The sequence below is a fragment of the Caballeronia novacaledonica genome (assembly GCF_900258035.1).
GTDB classification, from domain to species: domain Bacteria; phylum Pseudomonadota; class Gammaproteobacteria; order Burkholderiales; family Burkholderiaceae; genus Caballeronia; species Caballeronia novacaledonica.
Genome location: NZ_OGTP01000013.1, coordinates 1 through 15994 on the forward strand (window position 1 = coordinate 1; position 15994 = coordinate 15994).

At 62.2% G+C, this 15994-nt stretch carries 17 protein-coding genes and 1 tRNA gene; 16 read left to right on the forward strand and 2 right to left on the reverse strand.

Going from position 1 to position 15994, the window contains the following annotated elements; genetic code table 11:
• A partial coding sequence (locus tag NOV72_RS18495; protein WP_146124425.1) for an FAD-binding protein occupies positions 1-113 on the reverse strand: 113 nt, incomplete at its 3' end.
• Positions 114-316: 203 nt separating this feature from the next.
• Here NOV72_RS18495 and NOV72_RS18500 point away from each other — a divergent pair.
• Both NOV72_RS18500 and NOV72_RS18505 read left to right on the forward strand, forming a co-directional pair.
• A complete protein-coding gene (locus tag NOV72_RS18500) occupies positions 317-1090 on the forward strand; it encodes an SDR family oxidoreductase (RefSeq protein ID WP_106856053.1) in 774 nt (257 codons plus the stop codon).
• 20 nt (positions 1091-1110) lie between these two features.
• A complete protein-coding gene (locus NOV72_RS18505; RefSeq protein WP_106856054.1) occupies positions 1111-1548 on the forward strand; it encodes an acyl-CoA thioesterase in 438 nt (145 codons plus the stop codon).
• 10 nt (positions 1549-1558) lie between these two features.
• Here the strand turns inward: NOV72_RS18505 and NOV72_RS18510 are convergent, their stop codons facing one another.
• A complete protein-coding gene (locus NOV72_RS18510; RefSeq protein ID WP_106856055.1) occupies positions 1559-2104 on the reverse strand; it encodes a LuxR C-terminal-related transcriptional regulator in 546 nt (181 codons plus the stop codon).
• A 222-nt stretch (positions 2105-2326) separates the two neighbouring features.
• Between NOV72_RS18510 and NOV72_RS18515 the strand changes: the two genes are divergently transcribed.
• The 14 genes from NOV72_RS18515 (at position 2327) to NOV72_RS18585 (ending at position 15912) form a co-directional block, all read left to right on the forward strand.
• Entirely contained in the window at positions 2327-3031 is a 705-nt protein-coding gene (locus NOV72_RS18515) for a CoA transferase subunit A (RefSeq protein WP_106856056.1), read from the forward strand.
• A 2-nt stretch (positions 3032-3033) separates the two neighbouring features.
• Positions 3034-3675 carry a CoA transferase subunit B gene (locus tag NOV72_RS18520; protein WP_086965822.1) on the forward strand — a complete coding sequence of 214 codons (642 nt, stop codon included), beginning with the start codon at positions 3034-3036 and terminating at the stop codon, positions 3673-3675.
• A 182-nt stretch (positions 3676-3857) separates the two neighbouring features.
• Positions 3858-4778 carry an alpha/beta fold hydrolase gene (locus tag NOV72_RS18525; protein ID WP_106856057.1) on the forward strand — a complete coding sequence of 307 codons (921 nt, stop codon included), beginning with the start codon at positions 3858-3860 and terminating at the stop codon, positions 4776-4778.
• Positions 4779-4841: 63 nt separating this feature from the next.
• Positions 4842-5195 carry a RidA family protein gene (locus NOV72_RS18530; RefSeq protein WP_106856058.1) on the forward strand — a complete coding sequence of 118 codons (354 nt, stop codon included), beginning with the start codon at positions 4842-4844 and terminating at the stop codon, positions 5193-5195.
• A 35-nt stretch (positions 5196-5230) separates the two neighbouring features.
• Positions 5231-7465 (forward strand): RelA/SpoT family protein, encoded by a 2235-nt coding sequence (locus NOV72_RS18535; protein WP_106856059.1) that lies wholly within the window; start codon positions 5231-5233, stop codon positions 7463-7465.
• A gap of 96 nt (positions 7466-7561) precedes the next feature.
• Positions 7562-7638: transfer RNA gene (locus tag NOV72_RS18540), tRNA-Val, on the forward strand.
• A 295-nt stretch (positions 7639-7933) separates the two neighbouring features.
• Positions 7934-9841 carry a threonine--tRNA ligase gene (gene thrS / locus NOV72_RS18550; protein ID WP_106856060.1) on the forward strand — a complete coding sequence of 636 codons (1908 nt, stop codon included), beginning with the start codon at positions 7934-7936 and terminating at the stop codon, positions 9839-9841.
• A 47-nt stretch (positions 9842-9888) separates the two neighbouring features.
• The gene (gene infC, locus NOV72_RS18555) at positions 9889-10416 is read left to right on the forward strand and encodes a translation initiation factor IF-3 (RefSeq protein ID WP_075644636.1); all 528 of its coding nucleotides are present in this window, start codon (positions 9889-9891) and stop codon (positions 10414-10416) included.
• A 235-nt stretch (positions 10417-10651) separates the two neighbouring features.
• Entirely contained in the window at positions 10652-10849 is a 198-nt protein-coding gene (gene rpmI / locus NOV72_RS18560; RefSeq protein ID WP_006052501.1) for a 50S ribosomal protein L35, read from the forward strand.
• A 28-nt stretch (positions 10850-10877) separates the two neighbouring features.
• Positions 10878-11237: a 50S ribosomal protein L20 gene (gene rplT / locus NOV72_RS18565; RefSeq protein WP_008350196.1), complete on the forward strand. Its 360-nt coding sequence runs from the start codon at positions 10878-10880 to the stop codon at positions 11235-11237.
• Between the two features lie 213 nt (positions 11238-11450).
• Positions 11451-12464 (forward strand): phenylalanine--tRNA ligase subunit alpha, encoded by a 1014-nt coding sequence (gene pheS, locus NOV72_RS18570; protein WP_181291096.1) that lies wholly within the window; start codon positions 11451-11453, stop codon positions 12462-12464.
• A 79-nt stretch (positions 12465-12543) separates the two neighbouring features.
• Positions 12544-14976, forward strand: coding sequence for a phenylalanine--tRNA ligase subunit beta (gene pheT, locus NOV72_RS18575; protein WP_106856062.1), 2433 nt, complete (start codon positions 12544-12546; stop codon positions 14974-14976).
• A gap of 65 nt (positions 14977-15041) precedes the next feature.
• Positions 15042-15446 carry an integration host factor subunit alpha gene (locus NOV72_RS18580; RefSeq protein WP_062261532.1) on the forward strand — a complete coding sequence of 135 codons (405 nt, stop codon included), beginning with the start codon at positions 15042-15044 and terminating at the stop codon, positions 15444-15446.
• Positions 15447-15531: 85 nt separating this feature from the next.
• Positions 15532-15912 carry a MerR family transcriptional regulator gene (locus NOV72_RS18585; RefSeq protein ID WP_106856063.1) on the forward strand — a complete coding sequence of 127 codons (381 nt, stop codon included), beginning with the start codon at positions 15532-15534 and terminating at the stop codon, positions 15910-15912.
• Positions 15913-15994 lie beyond the last annotated feature (82 nt).

Consider the following 15994-nt stretch of genomic DNA (forward strand, 5'->3'; position numbering starts at 1 on the left):
TGCTTCAACCGGATGGCCGCCGACAAACCGGCCGGCCCGCCGCCGACGATGACGACGTCGTATTCCATCGATTCGCGGGGACCGTATTGCTCGATGAGGCTCGCCGGGGTCATCAATGCTCCTATGTGCCGTTAGAATGCCCTTTCGGGATCGCGTATTTTCAGGGAAGGTGACGCGGGCTGCAACCGAAGCTCGTCAATTTAGCACGATCGTACTATTATTCACGACACCCGCGCTATTGGTGTTGACGCTTACAGCCTGCATCGGCGCAACCGTGCGCCCGCCAGGGCTGAGCCAACCATAAAAAGGAAGCACAATGGGCCGTTCGATCAACCTGGAAGGCAAGGTCGCGCTGATCACCGGCGCGTCCAGCGGTTTGGGCAAGCGTTTCGCGCAAGTGCTGTCGCAGGCGGGCGCCAAGGTGGTGCTCGCGAGCCGCCGCACGGAGCGGCTGAAGGAACTGCGCGCCGAGATCGAGGCGTCGGGCGGCGCGGCGCACGTCGTTTCGCTCGACGTAACCGATTATCAGAGCGTGAAGTCGGCGGTCGCGCACGCGGAGACGGAAGCCGGTACCATCGACATCCTCGTGAACAACTCGGGCGTCTCGACCACGCAAAAGCTGACGGAGGTCACGCCCGCGGATTTCGAGTTCGTGTTCGGCACGAACGTGCGCGGCGCGTTTTTCGTCGCGCAGGAAGTCGCGAAACGCATGATCATGCGCGGCAATGGCGCGGCCAAGCCGGCGTATCGCATCATCAACGTGGCGTCGGTGGCCGGTTTGCGCGCGTTCCCGCAGATCGGCCTCTACGCGATGAGCAAGGCCGCCGTCGTGCAGATGACGAAGGCGATGGCGCTCGAATGGGGCCGCCACGGCATCAACGTCAACGCGATCTGCCCGGGTTATATCGACACGGAAATCAATCACCATCACTGGAAGACCGAACAGGGCCAGAAGCTCATTTCGATGCTGCCGCGCCGCCGTCTGGGCTCGCCGAACGACCTCGACGGTCTGCTGCTGCTGCTCGCCGCCGACGAATCGCAGTTCATGAACGGCTCGGTGATCTCGGCGGACGACGGCTTCTCGCTCTGATTCCTCTCAATAGCCACGCAATGACCGCCGACACCACTTTTCACACCGTCTTCGAACTGTCCATGCCGATCCGCTGGGGCGACATGGACGCCTTCGGCCACGTCAACAACACGGTCTATTTCCGCTACATGGAGCAGGTGCGCATCTCGTGGTTCGAGGAGATCGGCATTGCGGGCGGCAATGGCGAAGGGCAGGGGCCCGTGATCGTGAACGCGTCGATGGAGTTTCTGAAGCAGCTTCATTATCCCGGCGACGTGGTCGGACGGATGTCCGTCGGCAAGCCCGGACGCAGCAGCTTCGATACGCGCTTCGAACTCTATCGCGCTGACGCGCCCGGCGTGCTTTACGCGCGCGGCGCCGCGAAGATCGTGTGGATCGATTACGCAGCGGGCAAGTCGGCGCCGCTTCCGGATTTGCTGCGGCAGGTCATCGAGACGAATTCGCCCGTGGCGCTCTGATACGCGCGCCTCACGTGCCGAGCAACCGCTGCAAAAGCTCGGTGGCGTTGCCCGTGTCGTACTTGCGCATGAGCCGCGCACGGTAGATGTCGACCGTACGCGGGCTGATATCGAGCACGCGGCCAATCTGCTTGCTCGTTTTCCCGGTCACGAGCTGCGCGGCGATTTCCCGCTCGCGCGGCGTCAGTTCGATCGCGACCCGCCGCGTCGCGCTCAAATCTTCGAACGTCCACACGCCCGCCGCATGCGGCGTCGCCCGATCGAGCGCGCGGCCGGTCACGTGGCACCAGAACAGCTCGCCGTTGCTCCGCTTCATGATGCGGTCGTCGCTATAGGTGCCTTCCTTGCTGATGTGCGCGGCGATGCGCTCGCCGATGCGCGCGAACTCGTCCGGCGACGGATACAGCACCTCGAACGACTTGCCGATGAGCCATTCGCGCGCGAAACCGAAGATCGCGCAAAGCTGCTCGTTGCAGTCCTCGATGATGCGCTCGCGCGAAAGCACGAGCCCCACGGGCGCGAGATGAAACGCGGTTTGATAATCCAGTGCACGCATGTGAAATCGGGCGCGCGGGCGCTTGTGTTTCGCGGCGAAAAGACGCCGGGAACCAAACGTGCGCGGGCAATGACTTATGTATTTTTGCGTATTGTGCCGGATCACCGGCCCAAAGTACTCTTTTGCCATGCCAAAAGGCCGTGCGGCGCGCTTCCGACAGCGCGAACGCGGCGTCAAAAAAGCCGATTTTCAGTTGGTTTCAAACATGGAAGGGACATTCAGATGAACAAGGTCTATCCCAGCGCGAAGGCCGCGCTCGAGGACATCGTCAAAGACGGGCAGACGTTCGCCGTCGGCGGTTTCGGGTTGTGCGGCATTCCCGAGGCGCTCATCGCGGCGCTGCGCGACTCGGGCGTGAAGAACATCACCTGCATCAGCAATAACGCGGGTGTCGACGGCTTCGGCCTCGGTCTGCTGCTCGAAACGCGCCAGATCAAGAAGATGATTTCGTCGTACGTCGGCGAAAACAAGGAGTTCGAGCGGCAATATCTCGCCGGCGAACTCGAACTCGAATTCACGCCGCAAGGCACGCTCGCCGAGAAGCTGCGCGCGGGCGGCGCCGGCATCCCGGCGTTCTTCACGAACACCGGCTTCGGCACGGTGATCGCGGAAGGCAAGGAAACGCGCCAGTTCGGCGAGAACCATTACGTGCTCGAACATTCGCTGACGGCCGACGTCGCGATCGTGAAAGCCTGGAAGGCCGACAAATCCGGCAACCTCGTCTTTCGCCGCACGGCACGCAACTTCAACCCGAATTGCGCGATGGCCGGCAAGATCACCGTCGCCGAAGTGGAAGAGATCGTCGAGACGGGCGAACTCGATCCGGACGCAATCCACTTGCCCGGCATCTTCGTGCAGCGCCTCGTCCTGAATGCGCATCCGGAAAAGCGCATCGAACAACGCATCGTCCGCGCGAAAGGAGAGTAATCATGGCTTGGACTCGAGACCAGATGGCCGCGCGCGCGGCGCAGGAACTGCAGGACGGCTTCTACGTGAACCTCGGCATCGGCTTGCCGACGCTCGTCGCCAATCATGTGCCGGACGGCATGGAAGTGTGGCTGCAATCGGAAAACGGTTTGCTGGGCATCGGCCCGTCGCCGTATGAAGACGAAGTCGACGCCGATCTCATCAACGCCGGCAAGCAGACGGTGACGACGCTGCCGGGCTCGTCGATCTTTTCGTCGGCGGATTCGTTCGCGATGATTCGCGGCGGCCACATCAACCTGGCGATCCTGGGCGCCATGCAGATCAGCAAGAAGGGCGATCTGGCCAACTGGATGATTCCCGGCAAGATGATCAAGGGCATGGGCGGCGCGATGGACCTCGTCGCCGGCGTGAAGCGCGTCGTCGTGCTGATGGAGCACGTCGCGAAGGGCGATCAGCACAAGATTCTCGAAGAGTGCTCGCTGCCGCTGACGGGCGTGGGCGTCGTGGATCGCATCATCACGGATCTCGGCGTGATCGACGTCACCGATAACGGCCTGAAGGTCGTCGAACTGGCGGACGGCGTCACGGCCGAGGAAATCCAGAAGAAGACGGGCGCGCCGCTCGATGTCACGAGCGTGAAGTGATTTCAACGTGACCTGAACGCCGCTTCTCGCGGCGCGAGCGCGAAGCGCAAGCGGGCGGAGCTTTTCGAAGCTTCGCCCGCTTTGCATTTGCGCGACCGGGATCGTCCGTTCGGCCGACGTCCGGCCTTCGAGGCGTGATGCGCTTTACAATCGATTCGACACTTGCCCACGAGGAAATCTCCATGACCGCATCCATCGTCGTCGAAGCAGTGCATTCCGATCTGAGCGAGCCGCGTCAGCGCTTCGTGCAATGCGCGAGCCCGGCGGGTCTGCATCGCATCGCTTATACGGAGTGGGGCGATCCGGCGAATCCGCGCGTGCTGCTGTGCGTGCACGGACTGACGCGCTCGGGCCGCGACTTCGACACGCTCGCGCAGGCGTTCGCGCACGAGTATCGCGTGGTGTGCCCGGATGTGGCCGGGCGCGGCCTGTCCGACTGGCTCGCCGATTCGCGCTACTACGGCGTGCCGCAATATGTCGCCGACATGGTCACGCTGATCGCGCGGCTGAACGTGGAGACGGTGGACTGGTTCGGCACGTCGATGGGCGGGCTCATCGGCATGGCGCTCGGCGGACTGCCGAATACGCCGATCCGAAAGATGCTGCTCAACGATGTCGGGCCGCATATCGAGCCGATCGCGCTTCAGCGTATCGGCGACTATCTCGGCAGGCCGGCGCGCTTCGCATCGCTCGACGAAGGTGTGCGGCATGCGGCGGCGCTCGCGGCGTCGTTCGGGCCGCTGACCGACGCGCAGTGGACCGACATCAATACGCCCCTGCTGCATGAACGCGACGGCGCGTGGGGCTTTCGCTACGACCCGGGCATCGCGGCGCCGTTCACGTCGGCGACGGAAGAGCAGAACGCGGCCGGCGAGGCGTATCTGTGGCATTCGCTCGCGTCGATCAGGACGCCGGTGCTCGTCGTGCGCGGCGAGACGTCGGATTTGCTGTCGCGCGAGACGGTCGCGCAAATGGTCGAAAAAGGTCAGGCCGTGACGAGCGCCGAGATTCCCGGCGCGGGGCATGCGCCGGCGTTTCTTGCCGAAGATCAAATCGCTGTCGCCAGGGGGTTCTTTCTCGGGAACGGCGGCAGCGGGGCATAATATTGGGCTGAGCGCACGTCGCTTGTGCCTGTTTTTTCATCATTCATCGATCAGGAACACACAATGGCAGTCATTCGTCATCACGTCGGCCCGCGTCTCTCCGAAACCGCCATCCACAACGGCACCGTGTATCTCGCCGGGCAGATCGCCGAGGACACGGACCAGGACATCACGGGTCAGACGCGCGAAGTGCTCGGCCACATCGACCGCTTGCTCGAAGAAGCGGACAGCGACAAGTCGCATCTGCTGTCGGTGCAGATCTACATCTCCGACATGATTCATTTCCCCGGCATGAACGCGGTGTGGGACTCGTGGGTCGCGGAAGGCAACACGCCGCCGCGCGCGACGGTCGAGGCGAAGCTCGCCAATCCGGCGTGCCTCGTCGAAGTCGTCGTGATCGCCGCGCAACGAAGCTGATTCGTCGCATCGCCTGACGTAGTGGCATTACCCGCATGACCGCGACCGCCGTTCCCGCCGAAACGCTGCCCGAGCCGTCCATCGACGACGCGCTCGCGTTCGTGCGCGAGCACGCGAAGGATGCGCGCGTCGCCACTGGCGAGCTGCTGGCGGATCATGCGGCGGGCACCGCGCGCATCATGCAGACGCTCAACGTCGATTCCCACGCGGTCGCGGCGGCGGCGCTGTTCGTGCTCGCGCCGCATCTCGACGATCCGGAGAAGGTCATCAGCGAGCGCTTCGGCCCGGAAGTGCAGCGGCTCGTCGGCGACGTGCGCAAGCTTCTGCGGCTCGGCTCGGTCAGCTCGCGCGCTACGCTCGCGGAATTGCCCGAGAACACGCGCGACGCGCAGGCCGCGCGCCGCGCGCAGGTCGAGGCGCTGCGCAAGATGCTGCTCGCTTTCGCGCAGGACATCCGCGTCGTGCTTATCAGGCTCGCGTCGCGCGTGCAGACATTGCGCTATCACGCCGCGCACAAGACCGATCCCTCGCCCGACGTGCCGCGCGAGACGCTCGAAATTTATGCGCCGCTCGCGAATCGTCTCGGCATCTGGCAACTGAAGTGGGAACTGGAGGATCTGTCGTTCCGCTTCGAAGATCCCGTCACCTACAAGCGCATCGCCAAGTTGCTCGACGAGAAGCGCGTCGAGCGCGAGACGTACGTGACCGAGGCGATCGCGCGCCTGCAGAAAGAGCTCGACACCGCGCACATCAAGGCGGAAGTCAGCGGGCGGCCGAAGCACATCTACAGCATCTGGAAGAAGATGCGCGGCAAGCATCTCGACTTCACCGAGCTGAACGACGTGCGCGCGTTTCGGGTGATCGTCGGCGACATCAAGGATTGCTACACCGTGCTCGGCATCGTGCACAACCTGTGGCAACCGGTGCCGCGAGAGTTCGACGACTACATCTCGCGTCCGAAGCCCAACGGCTACAAGTCGCTGCATACGGTCGTGATCGGCGACGACGGGCGCGCGTTCGAAGTGCAGATCCGCACGCAGGAGATGCATCAGTTCGCCGAGTACGGCGTGGCCGCGCACTGGCGTTACAAGGAAGCGGGCGCGCGCGGCTATGCGGGGCAAGTGACGGCGAGCGAGAAATACGACGAGAAGATCGCCTGGCTGCGTCAGCTTCTCGCGTGGAAGGATGACGTCGAAGGCGACGGCCAGGGCGAGCAGCGCGGCTGGCAGCATCTGCGCGACGCCACGCTCGACGACGATCATATCTACGTGCTGACGCCGCAAGCGCGCGTGATCGCGTTGCCGCAGGGCGCGACCGCCGTCGATTTCGCGTATCACCTGCACAGCGAACTCGGGCATCGCTGCCGCGGCGCGCGTGTCGACGGTGCGATGGTGCCGCTCAACACGCCGCTGCAGAACGGGCAGACGGTCGAGATCGTCGCGGTGAAGGAAGGCGGGCCGTCGCGCGACTGGCTCAATCCGCAGCTCGGCTATCTGCACAGCGCGCGGGCGCGGCAGAAGGTGCGCTCGTGGTTCCTCGCGGCCGATGCGGCGGAGCACATCGCGGCGGGGCGGACGATCGTCGAGAAGACCTTGCAGCGGGAAGGGAAGACGTCGGTGAGCCTGGACCAGCTCGCGGCGAAGCTCGGCTTCAAGACGCCCGAGGACCTGTACGCGGTCGTCGCGAAGGAAGAGTTCAGCTTGCGCCACATCGAGCAGGCGCTTTCCGACACGCCGCCGCCCGAGCCCGAACCCGAAGCGCCCGAGCAGTTCGAAAAGCGCAGCAGCGGGCAAAGCGTCGCGCACGGCGCATCGACGGGCGTGCTCGTCGTCGGCGTGGATGCGCTGCTCACGCAACTCGCGCGCTGCTGCCGTCCCGCGCCGCCCGATCCGATCGCCGGCTTCATCACGCGCGGCAAGGGCATGTCGGTTCACCGTACCGATTGCGCGACGTTCAAGCGCATGGCCCAGCGCTCGCCCGAGCGCGTGCTGCACACGACCTGGTCCGCCGACGTGATGAACGGGCGCGGATCGTCGGTGTATCCGGTGGATCTTTCGGTGGAATCGGCGGACCGGCAAGGCTTGCTGCGCGATATCTCCGAAGTGTTCGCGCGCGAAAAGATCAACGTGATCGGCGTGAAGAGCCAGAGCCGCCGGAACATCGCCTATATGCAGTTCACGGTGGAAGTGTCGAGCGCGGCGCAAATTCAGCGCGCGTGCACGCTGCTCAACGAAGTGCAGGGCGTGATCCGCGCGTCGCGTCGCGCGTAATCGGCAGGCGTTGAATGGATCGGCGAATATTTTCGATTTTCCTGAAGATAAGCACTTGCCAAGATTCGAAACGCTCCATATAATCTCACTTCTTTCAGGCTCGTAGCTCAGCTGGTTAGAGCACCACCTTGACATGGTGGGGGTCGTTGGTTCGAGTCCAATCGAGCCTACCAACGAAAACGAAAATCGGCGGACTTCGGTTCGCGGAATTTCAAACCGCAAGAAGCGCTCAGCGCAAAAGGCAAAAAGAAATGTCACTTCGAACGTTGACCGAAACAAATTCGGAGCGACGCTAGTCGAGGACCTATTTCGCCTTCTGCCAAATTGTTTCGCGGTATGTGTGAAAAGTGAATGCGGCCCCTCGATAGCGGGGCCGCATTTTTTTTGCCTTGCGATTTTTGAAGTGAAGTCGCGCGGGAATGCTTAAATCGAAATCGCTCGGCATGCGCCGGCGTCTTGGAGAACGATATGGTTTCGGTACGTTTGCCTGATGGGTCGGTCCGACAATACGACCACCCGGTGACCGTCGCGGAAGTCGCGGCATCGATCGGCGCGGGCCTCGCCAAGGCGGCGCTCGCCGGCAAGCTCAACGGCGAACTCGTCGATACCTCGTTTTTGATCGACAAGGATTCGTCGCTTGCCATCGTCACGGACAAAGACCCGGAAGGCGTCGATGTCGTGCGCCACTCCACCGCGCACTTGCTCGCTTATGCGGTGAAGGACCTGTTCCCCGAGGCGCAAGTGACCATCGGGCCGGTCATCGACAACGGTTTTTACTACGACTTCTCGTACAGCCGGCCTTTCACGCCCGAAGATCTCGAGAAGATCGAAAAGCGCATGCAGGAGCTTGCGAAGAAGGACGAGCCGGTGTCGCGCCGCGTCGTGTCGCGCAACGAGGCCGTCGAGTACTTCAAGAGCATCGGCGAGGCCTATAAGGCGGAGATCATCGAGTCCATTCCGGAGAGCGATGAAATTCGCCTGTACGGGCACGGTAACTTCATCGATCTGTGCCGCGGTCCGCACGTGCCGTCCACCGGCAAGCTGAAGGTCTTCAAGCTGATGAAGGTCGCGGGCGCTTACTGGCGCGGCGATTCGAAGAACGAGCAATTGCAGCGCATCTACGGCACCGCGTGGACCAAAAAGGAAGATCAGGACGCCTATCTCCACATGCTCGAAGAAGCCGAGAAGCGCGATCACCGCAAGCTCGGCAAGCAGCTCGACCTGTTCCATCTGCAGGACGAAGCGCCGGGCATGGTCTTCTGGCATCCGAAGGGCTGGTCGCTGTGGCAGCAAGTCGAGCAGTACATGCGCCGCCGTGTGAACGATGCCGGTTACCTCGAGATCAAGACCCCGATGGTGATGGACCGCTCGCTTTGGGAAGCGTCGGGTCACTGGCAGAACTATCGTGAAAACATGTTCACGACCGAGTCGGAAAAGCGCGACTACGCGATCAAGCCGATGAACTGCCCGGGTCACGTTCAAGTGTTCAATCACGGCCTGCGTTCGTATCGCGATCTGCCGCTGCGTTACGCGGAATTCGGTTCGTGCCATCGCAACGAGCCGTCGGGCGCGCTGCATGGTCTGATGCGCGTGCGCGGTTTCGTCCAGGACGATGCGCACATCTTCTGTACCGAAGATCAGTTCATCGCCGAATCGATCGCTTTCAACACCCTCGCGATGAGCGTGTACAAGGATTTCGGGTTCGATCACATCGACATCAAGCTGTCGCTGCGCCCCGAGCAGCGCGCCGGCACCGATGAAACCTGGGATCGCGCGGAGCAAGGCCTGCGCGAGGCGCTGACCGCGTGCGGTCTGCAGTGGGAGGAGCTTGCCGGCGAGGGCGCGTTCTACGGCCCGAAGATCGAGTACCACATCAAGGACGCGCTCGGCCGCTCGTGGCAATGCGGCACGCTGCAGCTCGACATGGTGCTGCCGGAGCGGCTCGGCGCCGAGTACGTCGCGGAAGACAACAGCCGCCGGCGTCCGGTGATGCTGCATCGGGCAATCGTCGGATCAATGGAGCGATTCCTCGGCATCCTGATCGAGCACCACGCAGGCGCAATGCCGCCGTGGCTCGCACCGACGCAGGCCGTCGTGCTGAATATTGCCGAAAGTCAGGCCGAATACGCGGGGAATTTGGCCCAATCGTTGCAAAAACAAGGGCTTAGAGTGGAGTCCGATTTGCGCAACGAGAAGATTAGCTATAAAATACGCGAGCACACGCTGCAAAAGGTGCCGTATTTGCTGGTCGTCGGCGACAAAGAGCGTGATGCGCAAACCGTGGCCGTGCGTGCTCGTGGCGGTGTCGATCTGGGCGTGATGCCGGTCGACGCATTCCTCGAACGTCTGCAGCAGGAAGTGCGGGCGTTCAAGTAAGTCACTCGCAGCGCGGCTTGTTTTTTCATTTTTAGAGGAAACGTAACATCGCTACTGATAAGTCGTCACATCGCATCAACGGTGAAATTACCGCACCGGAAGTGCGCTTGGTCGGAGTGGACAACGAGCCGCTCGGAATCGTGAAGCTGGCCGAAGCGTTCCGTCAATCGGAACAGCTCGACGTGGATCTCGTCGAAATCGCGCCGCAGGCGTCACCGCCTGTCTGCCGTTTGATGGACTACGGCAAGTTCAAGTATTCGGAAGCGAAGAAGCAACACGAAGCGAAGTTGAAGCAGAAGATCGTGCAGGTCAAGGAAGTCAAATTCCGCCCCGGCACGGACGACGGCGACTACAACGTCAAGCTGCGCAACCTTACGCGCTTCCTCGAAGACGGCGACAAGACGAAGATCACGTTGCGTTTCCGCGGCCGTGAAATGGCGCACCAGGAAATCGGCATGCGCATGCTCGAGCGTCTGAAGACGGATCTGGACGAGTTCGGCCAGGTCGAGCAGATGCCGAAGATGGAAGGGCGCCAGATGATCATGGTGCTTGCCCCGAAGAAAAAGGGCAAATAAGCACGAGAGCGGTAGGACGATGGATCGCGCGCCGTCGCAAGGCGGCTGACGCGGCATTGTCGGAAGTTTCAGGGCGTCGCCGCTTCGGTGGCGGCGCTCATGAAAGGCGGCGGTTCTTCACTGAGCCGTCTGCACACAAGTGGAGCGTGGGTTTCGAAGGGCGGGAAGGGGTTCGCAGGCAGTATCGGCGAATCAGCCGCACACCCATGACCATCTAATAAACTGGAGTTGTTTCATGCCGAAGATGAAGACCAAGAAGAGTGCTGCAAAGCGCTTCGTGGTGCGTCCGGGCGGTACCGTCAAGCGCGGTCAGGCCTTCAAGCGCCACATTCTTACCAAGAAAACCACCAAGAACAAACGCCATTTGCGTGGCTCCACGGCTGTTCATGATTCCGATCTGAACTCCGTCCGCGCAATGCTGCCGTTCGCCTAACCTCAACTTAAACTCATAGGAGCGCAACATGCCTCGAGTAAAACGTGGGGTTACCGCACGGGCCCGTCACAAGAAGATCATCCGTCTGGCCAAGGGTTACCGCGGCCGTCGCAATAACGTCTATCGCATCGCCAAGCAGGCGGTCATGCGCGCAGGGCAGTACGCCTATCGCGATCGCCGCAACAAGAAGCGTGTGTTCCGCGCACTGTGGATCACGCGTATCAACGCGGCGGTGCGTCAGCACGACATGACGTACAGCGTGTTCATCAACGGCCTGAAGAAGGCGTCGATCGAACTCGACCGTAAGGTTCTGGCTGACATGGCTGTGTTCGACAAGGCTGCTTTTGCTGCGATCGTGAAGCAGGTGAAAGCCGCCGTTGCAGCCTAATTGCAAAATTAGTACTGCGTGGTTCGCCTCTTCGTCGCCGCATCGTAGAAATACGTTGACGGCGGCGGGAAGGCAGAAAACGGGGCTCTCACCGAGCCCCGTTTTTGTTGGTCGGACGGTTTTGCTTATCCACGCGATTGTCATGCGAATCAGGAAGCGTGGATGAGCAAAACCGAACCTCAGATTGAATTTCGACGTTAAAAGATGGGATCAATGGATCTGGACCAGATTGTCGCCGACGCGAAAAGCGCCTTTGAACACGCCACCGATACCACCACGCTCGAAAACGAGAAGGCCCGGTTTCTCGGCAAGTCCGGCGCGCTGACCGAATTGCTGAAGGGATTGGGCAAGCTCGATCCGGAAGCGAAGAAGACCGAAGGCGCGCGCATCAATCAGGCGAAGCAGCAGGTCGAAGCCGCGCTCAACGCGCGCCGTCAGGCGCTTGCGGATGCGTTGCTGAACCAGCGCCTCGCGGCGGAAGCCATCGACGTCACGCTGCCGGGACGCGGCGCGGGCGCGGGCACGCTGCACCCGGTGATGCGCACGTGGGAGCGCGTGGAGCAGGTGTTTCGCACCATCGGCTTCGACGTCGCCGACGGTCCCGAGATCGAAACCGACTGGTACAACTTCACCGCGCTGAACAGTCCTGAAAATCATCCGGCGCGCTCGATGCAGGACACGTTCTACGTCGACGGCAACGACGCCGACGGCCGGCCGCTCTTGCTTCGCACGCACACGAGCCCGATGCAGGTCCGCTACGCGCGCATGAACAAGCCGCCGATCAAGGTGATCGTGCCGGGCCGCACGTATCGCGTCGACAGCGACGCCACGCACTCGCCGATGTTCAACCAGGTCGAAGGCCTGTGGATCGAAGAGAACATCAGCTTTGCCGATCTGAAAGGCGTCTACACCGATTTTCTGAAGAAGTTCTTCGAGCGCGACGACATTCTCGTGCGCTTCCGTCCGTCGTATTTTCCGTTCACGGAACCGTCCGCCGAAATCGACATGATGTTCGAGCATGGCAAGAACGCGGGCAAATGGCTGGAAATCTCCGGCTCGGGTCAGGTGCATCCGACCGTCATCCGCAACATGGGCCTCGATCCTGAGCGCTACATCGGCTTCGCGTTCGGCAGCGGGCTCGAGCGCCTGACCATGCTGCGCTACGGCGTGCAGGATCTGCGTCTGTTCTTCGAGAACGATCTGCGTTTCCTGCGCCAGTTCGCGTAAAGCGTCGGCGTTGCCCGCGACGTTCGGCGCTCGATCGAGAAGCCGGACGAGACTCCAAACATTTCGAACGTAGACACACATGCAATTCCCAGAATCCTGGCTCCGCAGTTTCGTCGATCCCAAGCTTTCCACCGACGAACTCGCGCACGCGCTGACGATGGCCGGCCTCGAAGTCGAAGACCTGCGCCCGGTCGCTCCGCCGACCACGAAGATCGTCGTCGGGCAGGTGCTCGAAGTCGCCAAGCATCCGAACGCGGACAAGCTCAATGTCTGTCAGGTCGACGCCGGCACGGGCGAGCAGTTGAACATCGTGTGCGGCGCGCCGAACGTGTCGCCGGGCATCAAGGTGCCCGTGGCGCTCATCGGCGCCGTGTTGCCGCCGGCCGAGGCGGGCGGCGAGCCGTTCGCAATCAAGCCGACGAAGCTGCGCGGCGTCGATAGCCAGGGCATGCTGTGCTCGGCGCGCGAACTGAAGCTGTCGGAAGATCACAGCGGCTTGCTGATCCTGTCCGCCGATGCGAAGGTCGGCCAGGATATCCGCGAGGCGCTCAATCTCGACGACACCGTCTTCGAAATCAAGCTCACGCCGAACAAGGCGGATTGCCTGTCGGTATTCGGCGTCGCGCGCGAAACCGCCGCGATCACCGGCGCGCCGTTCAAGCAACTGGACATGCCCCCGGTCGAAACGAAGCTCGATGAAAAGCTGCCCGTGAAGATCATGGCCCCCGACCTGTGCGGCCGCTTCTCCGGCCGCGTGATCCGCGGCGTGAACGCGCGCGCGAAGACGCCGCAATGGATGGTCGAGCGTCTCGCGCGCGCGGGCCAGCGCAGCATCTCCGCGCTCGTCGACATCTCCAACTACGTGATGCTCGAACTCGGCCGTCCGACGCACGTGTTCGATCTCGACAAGATCCACGGCGCGATCGAAGTGCGCTGGGGCAAAAAGGGCGAGTCGCTGAAGCTCTTGAACGGCAACACCGTCGAGCTCGACGAAACCGTCGGCGTGATCGCGGACGATCGCCACGTCGAAAGCCTTGCCGGCATCATGGGCGGCGACAGCACCGCCGTGTCGCTCGACACGAGCAACATCTATCTCGAAGCCGCGTTCTGGTGGCCGGACGCGATCCGCGGCCGCGCGCGCAAGTACAACTTCTCGACCGATGCGGCGCATCGCTTCGAGCGCGGCGTCGATTACGCGACGACCGTCGAGCACATCGAACGCATCTCGCGCCTGATCCTCGACATTTGCGGCGGCGCAGCCGGTCCTGTCGACGATCAGATCGTCAACGTGCCGGAGCGTAATCCGGTGTCGATGCGCGTGTCGCGCGCGCATCGCATCATCGGCGTGGACATCGGCGCGGAAGAGATCGCGCAGATTTTCACGCGCCTGAACCTCGCGTTCGAGCGCGACGGCGATACCTTCAAGGTCACGCCGCCGCCGTATCGCTTCGATATCGAGATCGAGGAAGACCTGATCGAAGAAGTGGCGCGCATTTACGGCTTCGAAAAGATTCCGGCGCGTCCGCCGGTCGCGCGCAGCGAGATGCGCATCACGAACGAAACGAAGCGCTCCATCCACACGCTGCGTCATGAAGTCGCCGCGCGCGATTACTCGGAGACGGTGAACTTCAGTTTCGTCGATGCCGAGTGGGAGAAGGACTTCGCCGGCAACGACAACCCGATCAAACTGCTCAACCCGATCGCGAGCCAGCTTTCGGTCATGCGCACGTCGACGTTCGGCAGCCTGATCGAAGTGCTGCGCTACAACCTGAATCGTCGCGCGGACCGCATTCGTGTGTTCGAGGCAGGCGGCGTGTTTCATCGCGATGCATCGGTGAAGGCGGGCGAACTGGCGGTCGAAGGCTTCGCGCAGCCGAAGATGATCGGCGGCCTCGCATACGGTCCGGTGATCGAGGAGCAATGGGGCGCGGCCTCGCGCAACGTCGACTTCTTCGACGTGAAGGGCGACGTCGAAGCGCTATTCGCGCCGGTCGTGCCGCGCTTCGTGAAGGCAGAGCATCCGGCGCTGCATCCGGGGCGCAGCGCGCGCATCGAATTGGCGGGGCGCGCGGTCGGCTGGATCGGTGAACTGCATCCGCGCTGGCTGCAGAAATACGACCTGCCGAACGCGCCGATCCTCTTTGAAATCGACGCAGACGCGCTGATGGATCGCGCGCTGCCGGCGCCGTCCGAGGTGTCGAAATTCCCGCCCGTGCGGCGCGATATCGCGATTGTCGTGGATCAACACGTGCCCGTTCAGGCGCTCCTCGACGAGCTCGAAGATGCCCGCTCGGAGGCCGCTTGCAAGCACGTCACGAGGGTTGCGCTTTTCGATGAATTTCGTCCAAAATCAAATACTTCCGGCGGCTTGGGAGCGCATGAGAAAAGTCTTGCCTTCCGTGTAACGTTGCAAGATACTGGCGGCACGCTTCAGGACGAAACGGTCGATACGGCCATCAAAACGCTGGTGGATCGCCTGGCTCGAGTACACGGCGCGCGGTTACGCGGATAGCCTCTAGTTGGCCCTTTCCGTCTCAATCGCCAAGTCTTCAATGTGGCAAGCGCCGTTTTACCGATATGAACCAAATGAACTCGAGTGATTTCGAAGCCCTTCTTTCGGCGCAGCGTAGCGCCATGACCCGAGATACCCCGACCTCGAGCGCACCCGGCGACACGCCGACGCTCACCAAAGCCGAACTGGCGGAGATGCTGTTCGACCACGTCGGTCTGAACAAGCGCGAAGCCAAGGACATGGTCGAAGCGTTCTTCGAAGTCATTCGCGATGCGCTGGAGAGCGGCGAGAGCGTCAAGCTCTCCGGCTTCGGCAACTTCCAGCTGCGCGACAAGCCTCAACGTCCGGGCCGCAATCCGAAGACGGGCGAGGCCATTCCTATCGCCGCGCGGCGGGTCGTCACGTTTCATGCAAGTCAGAAGCTGAAGGCGCTGGTCGAAACGGGAGCGGAGACCGATCTCACTCGCTGATCTCCCGGCGGCGCGAAAGACCCGCGCCGCGTTGCATGACCACCGCGCTTCAATCGACATCACTCATAACGATGGTTGATCGACGATGGAAAAAGTCGTCTTGCCTCCGATCCCCGCCAAGCGTTACTTCACGATTGGCGAAGTCAGCGAGTTGTGCGGCGTCAAGCCTCACGTGCTGCGCTATTGGGAGCAGGAGTTCACGCAACTGAGACCCGTCAAGCGGCGGGGCAATCGTCGTTACTATCAGCATCACGAAGTCTTGCTGATCCGGCGCATTCGCGAGTTGCTGTACGAGCAGGGCTTCACGATCAACGGAGCGCGCAACCGGCTCGATTCGCAAGGTCGCGCGAGCGGCGACGAAGCCGAGATGGACGAAGCGCAAGGGTCGGCGCAAGCGCAACCGGGCGTCGATGTCGATCAGCTTCGCAAGGATATTCTTCAGGTGATCGATCTGCTCGGCGGATGAACGCCGCCCCGATCCATTCATACATGCCGCGATTCGTCGCGGCATTTTTTCGTCCGTACGACGCGCCGCCAGCGACGGCAGT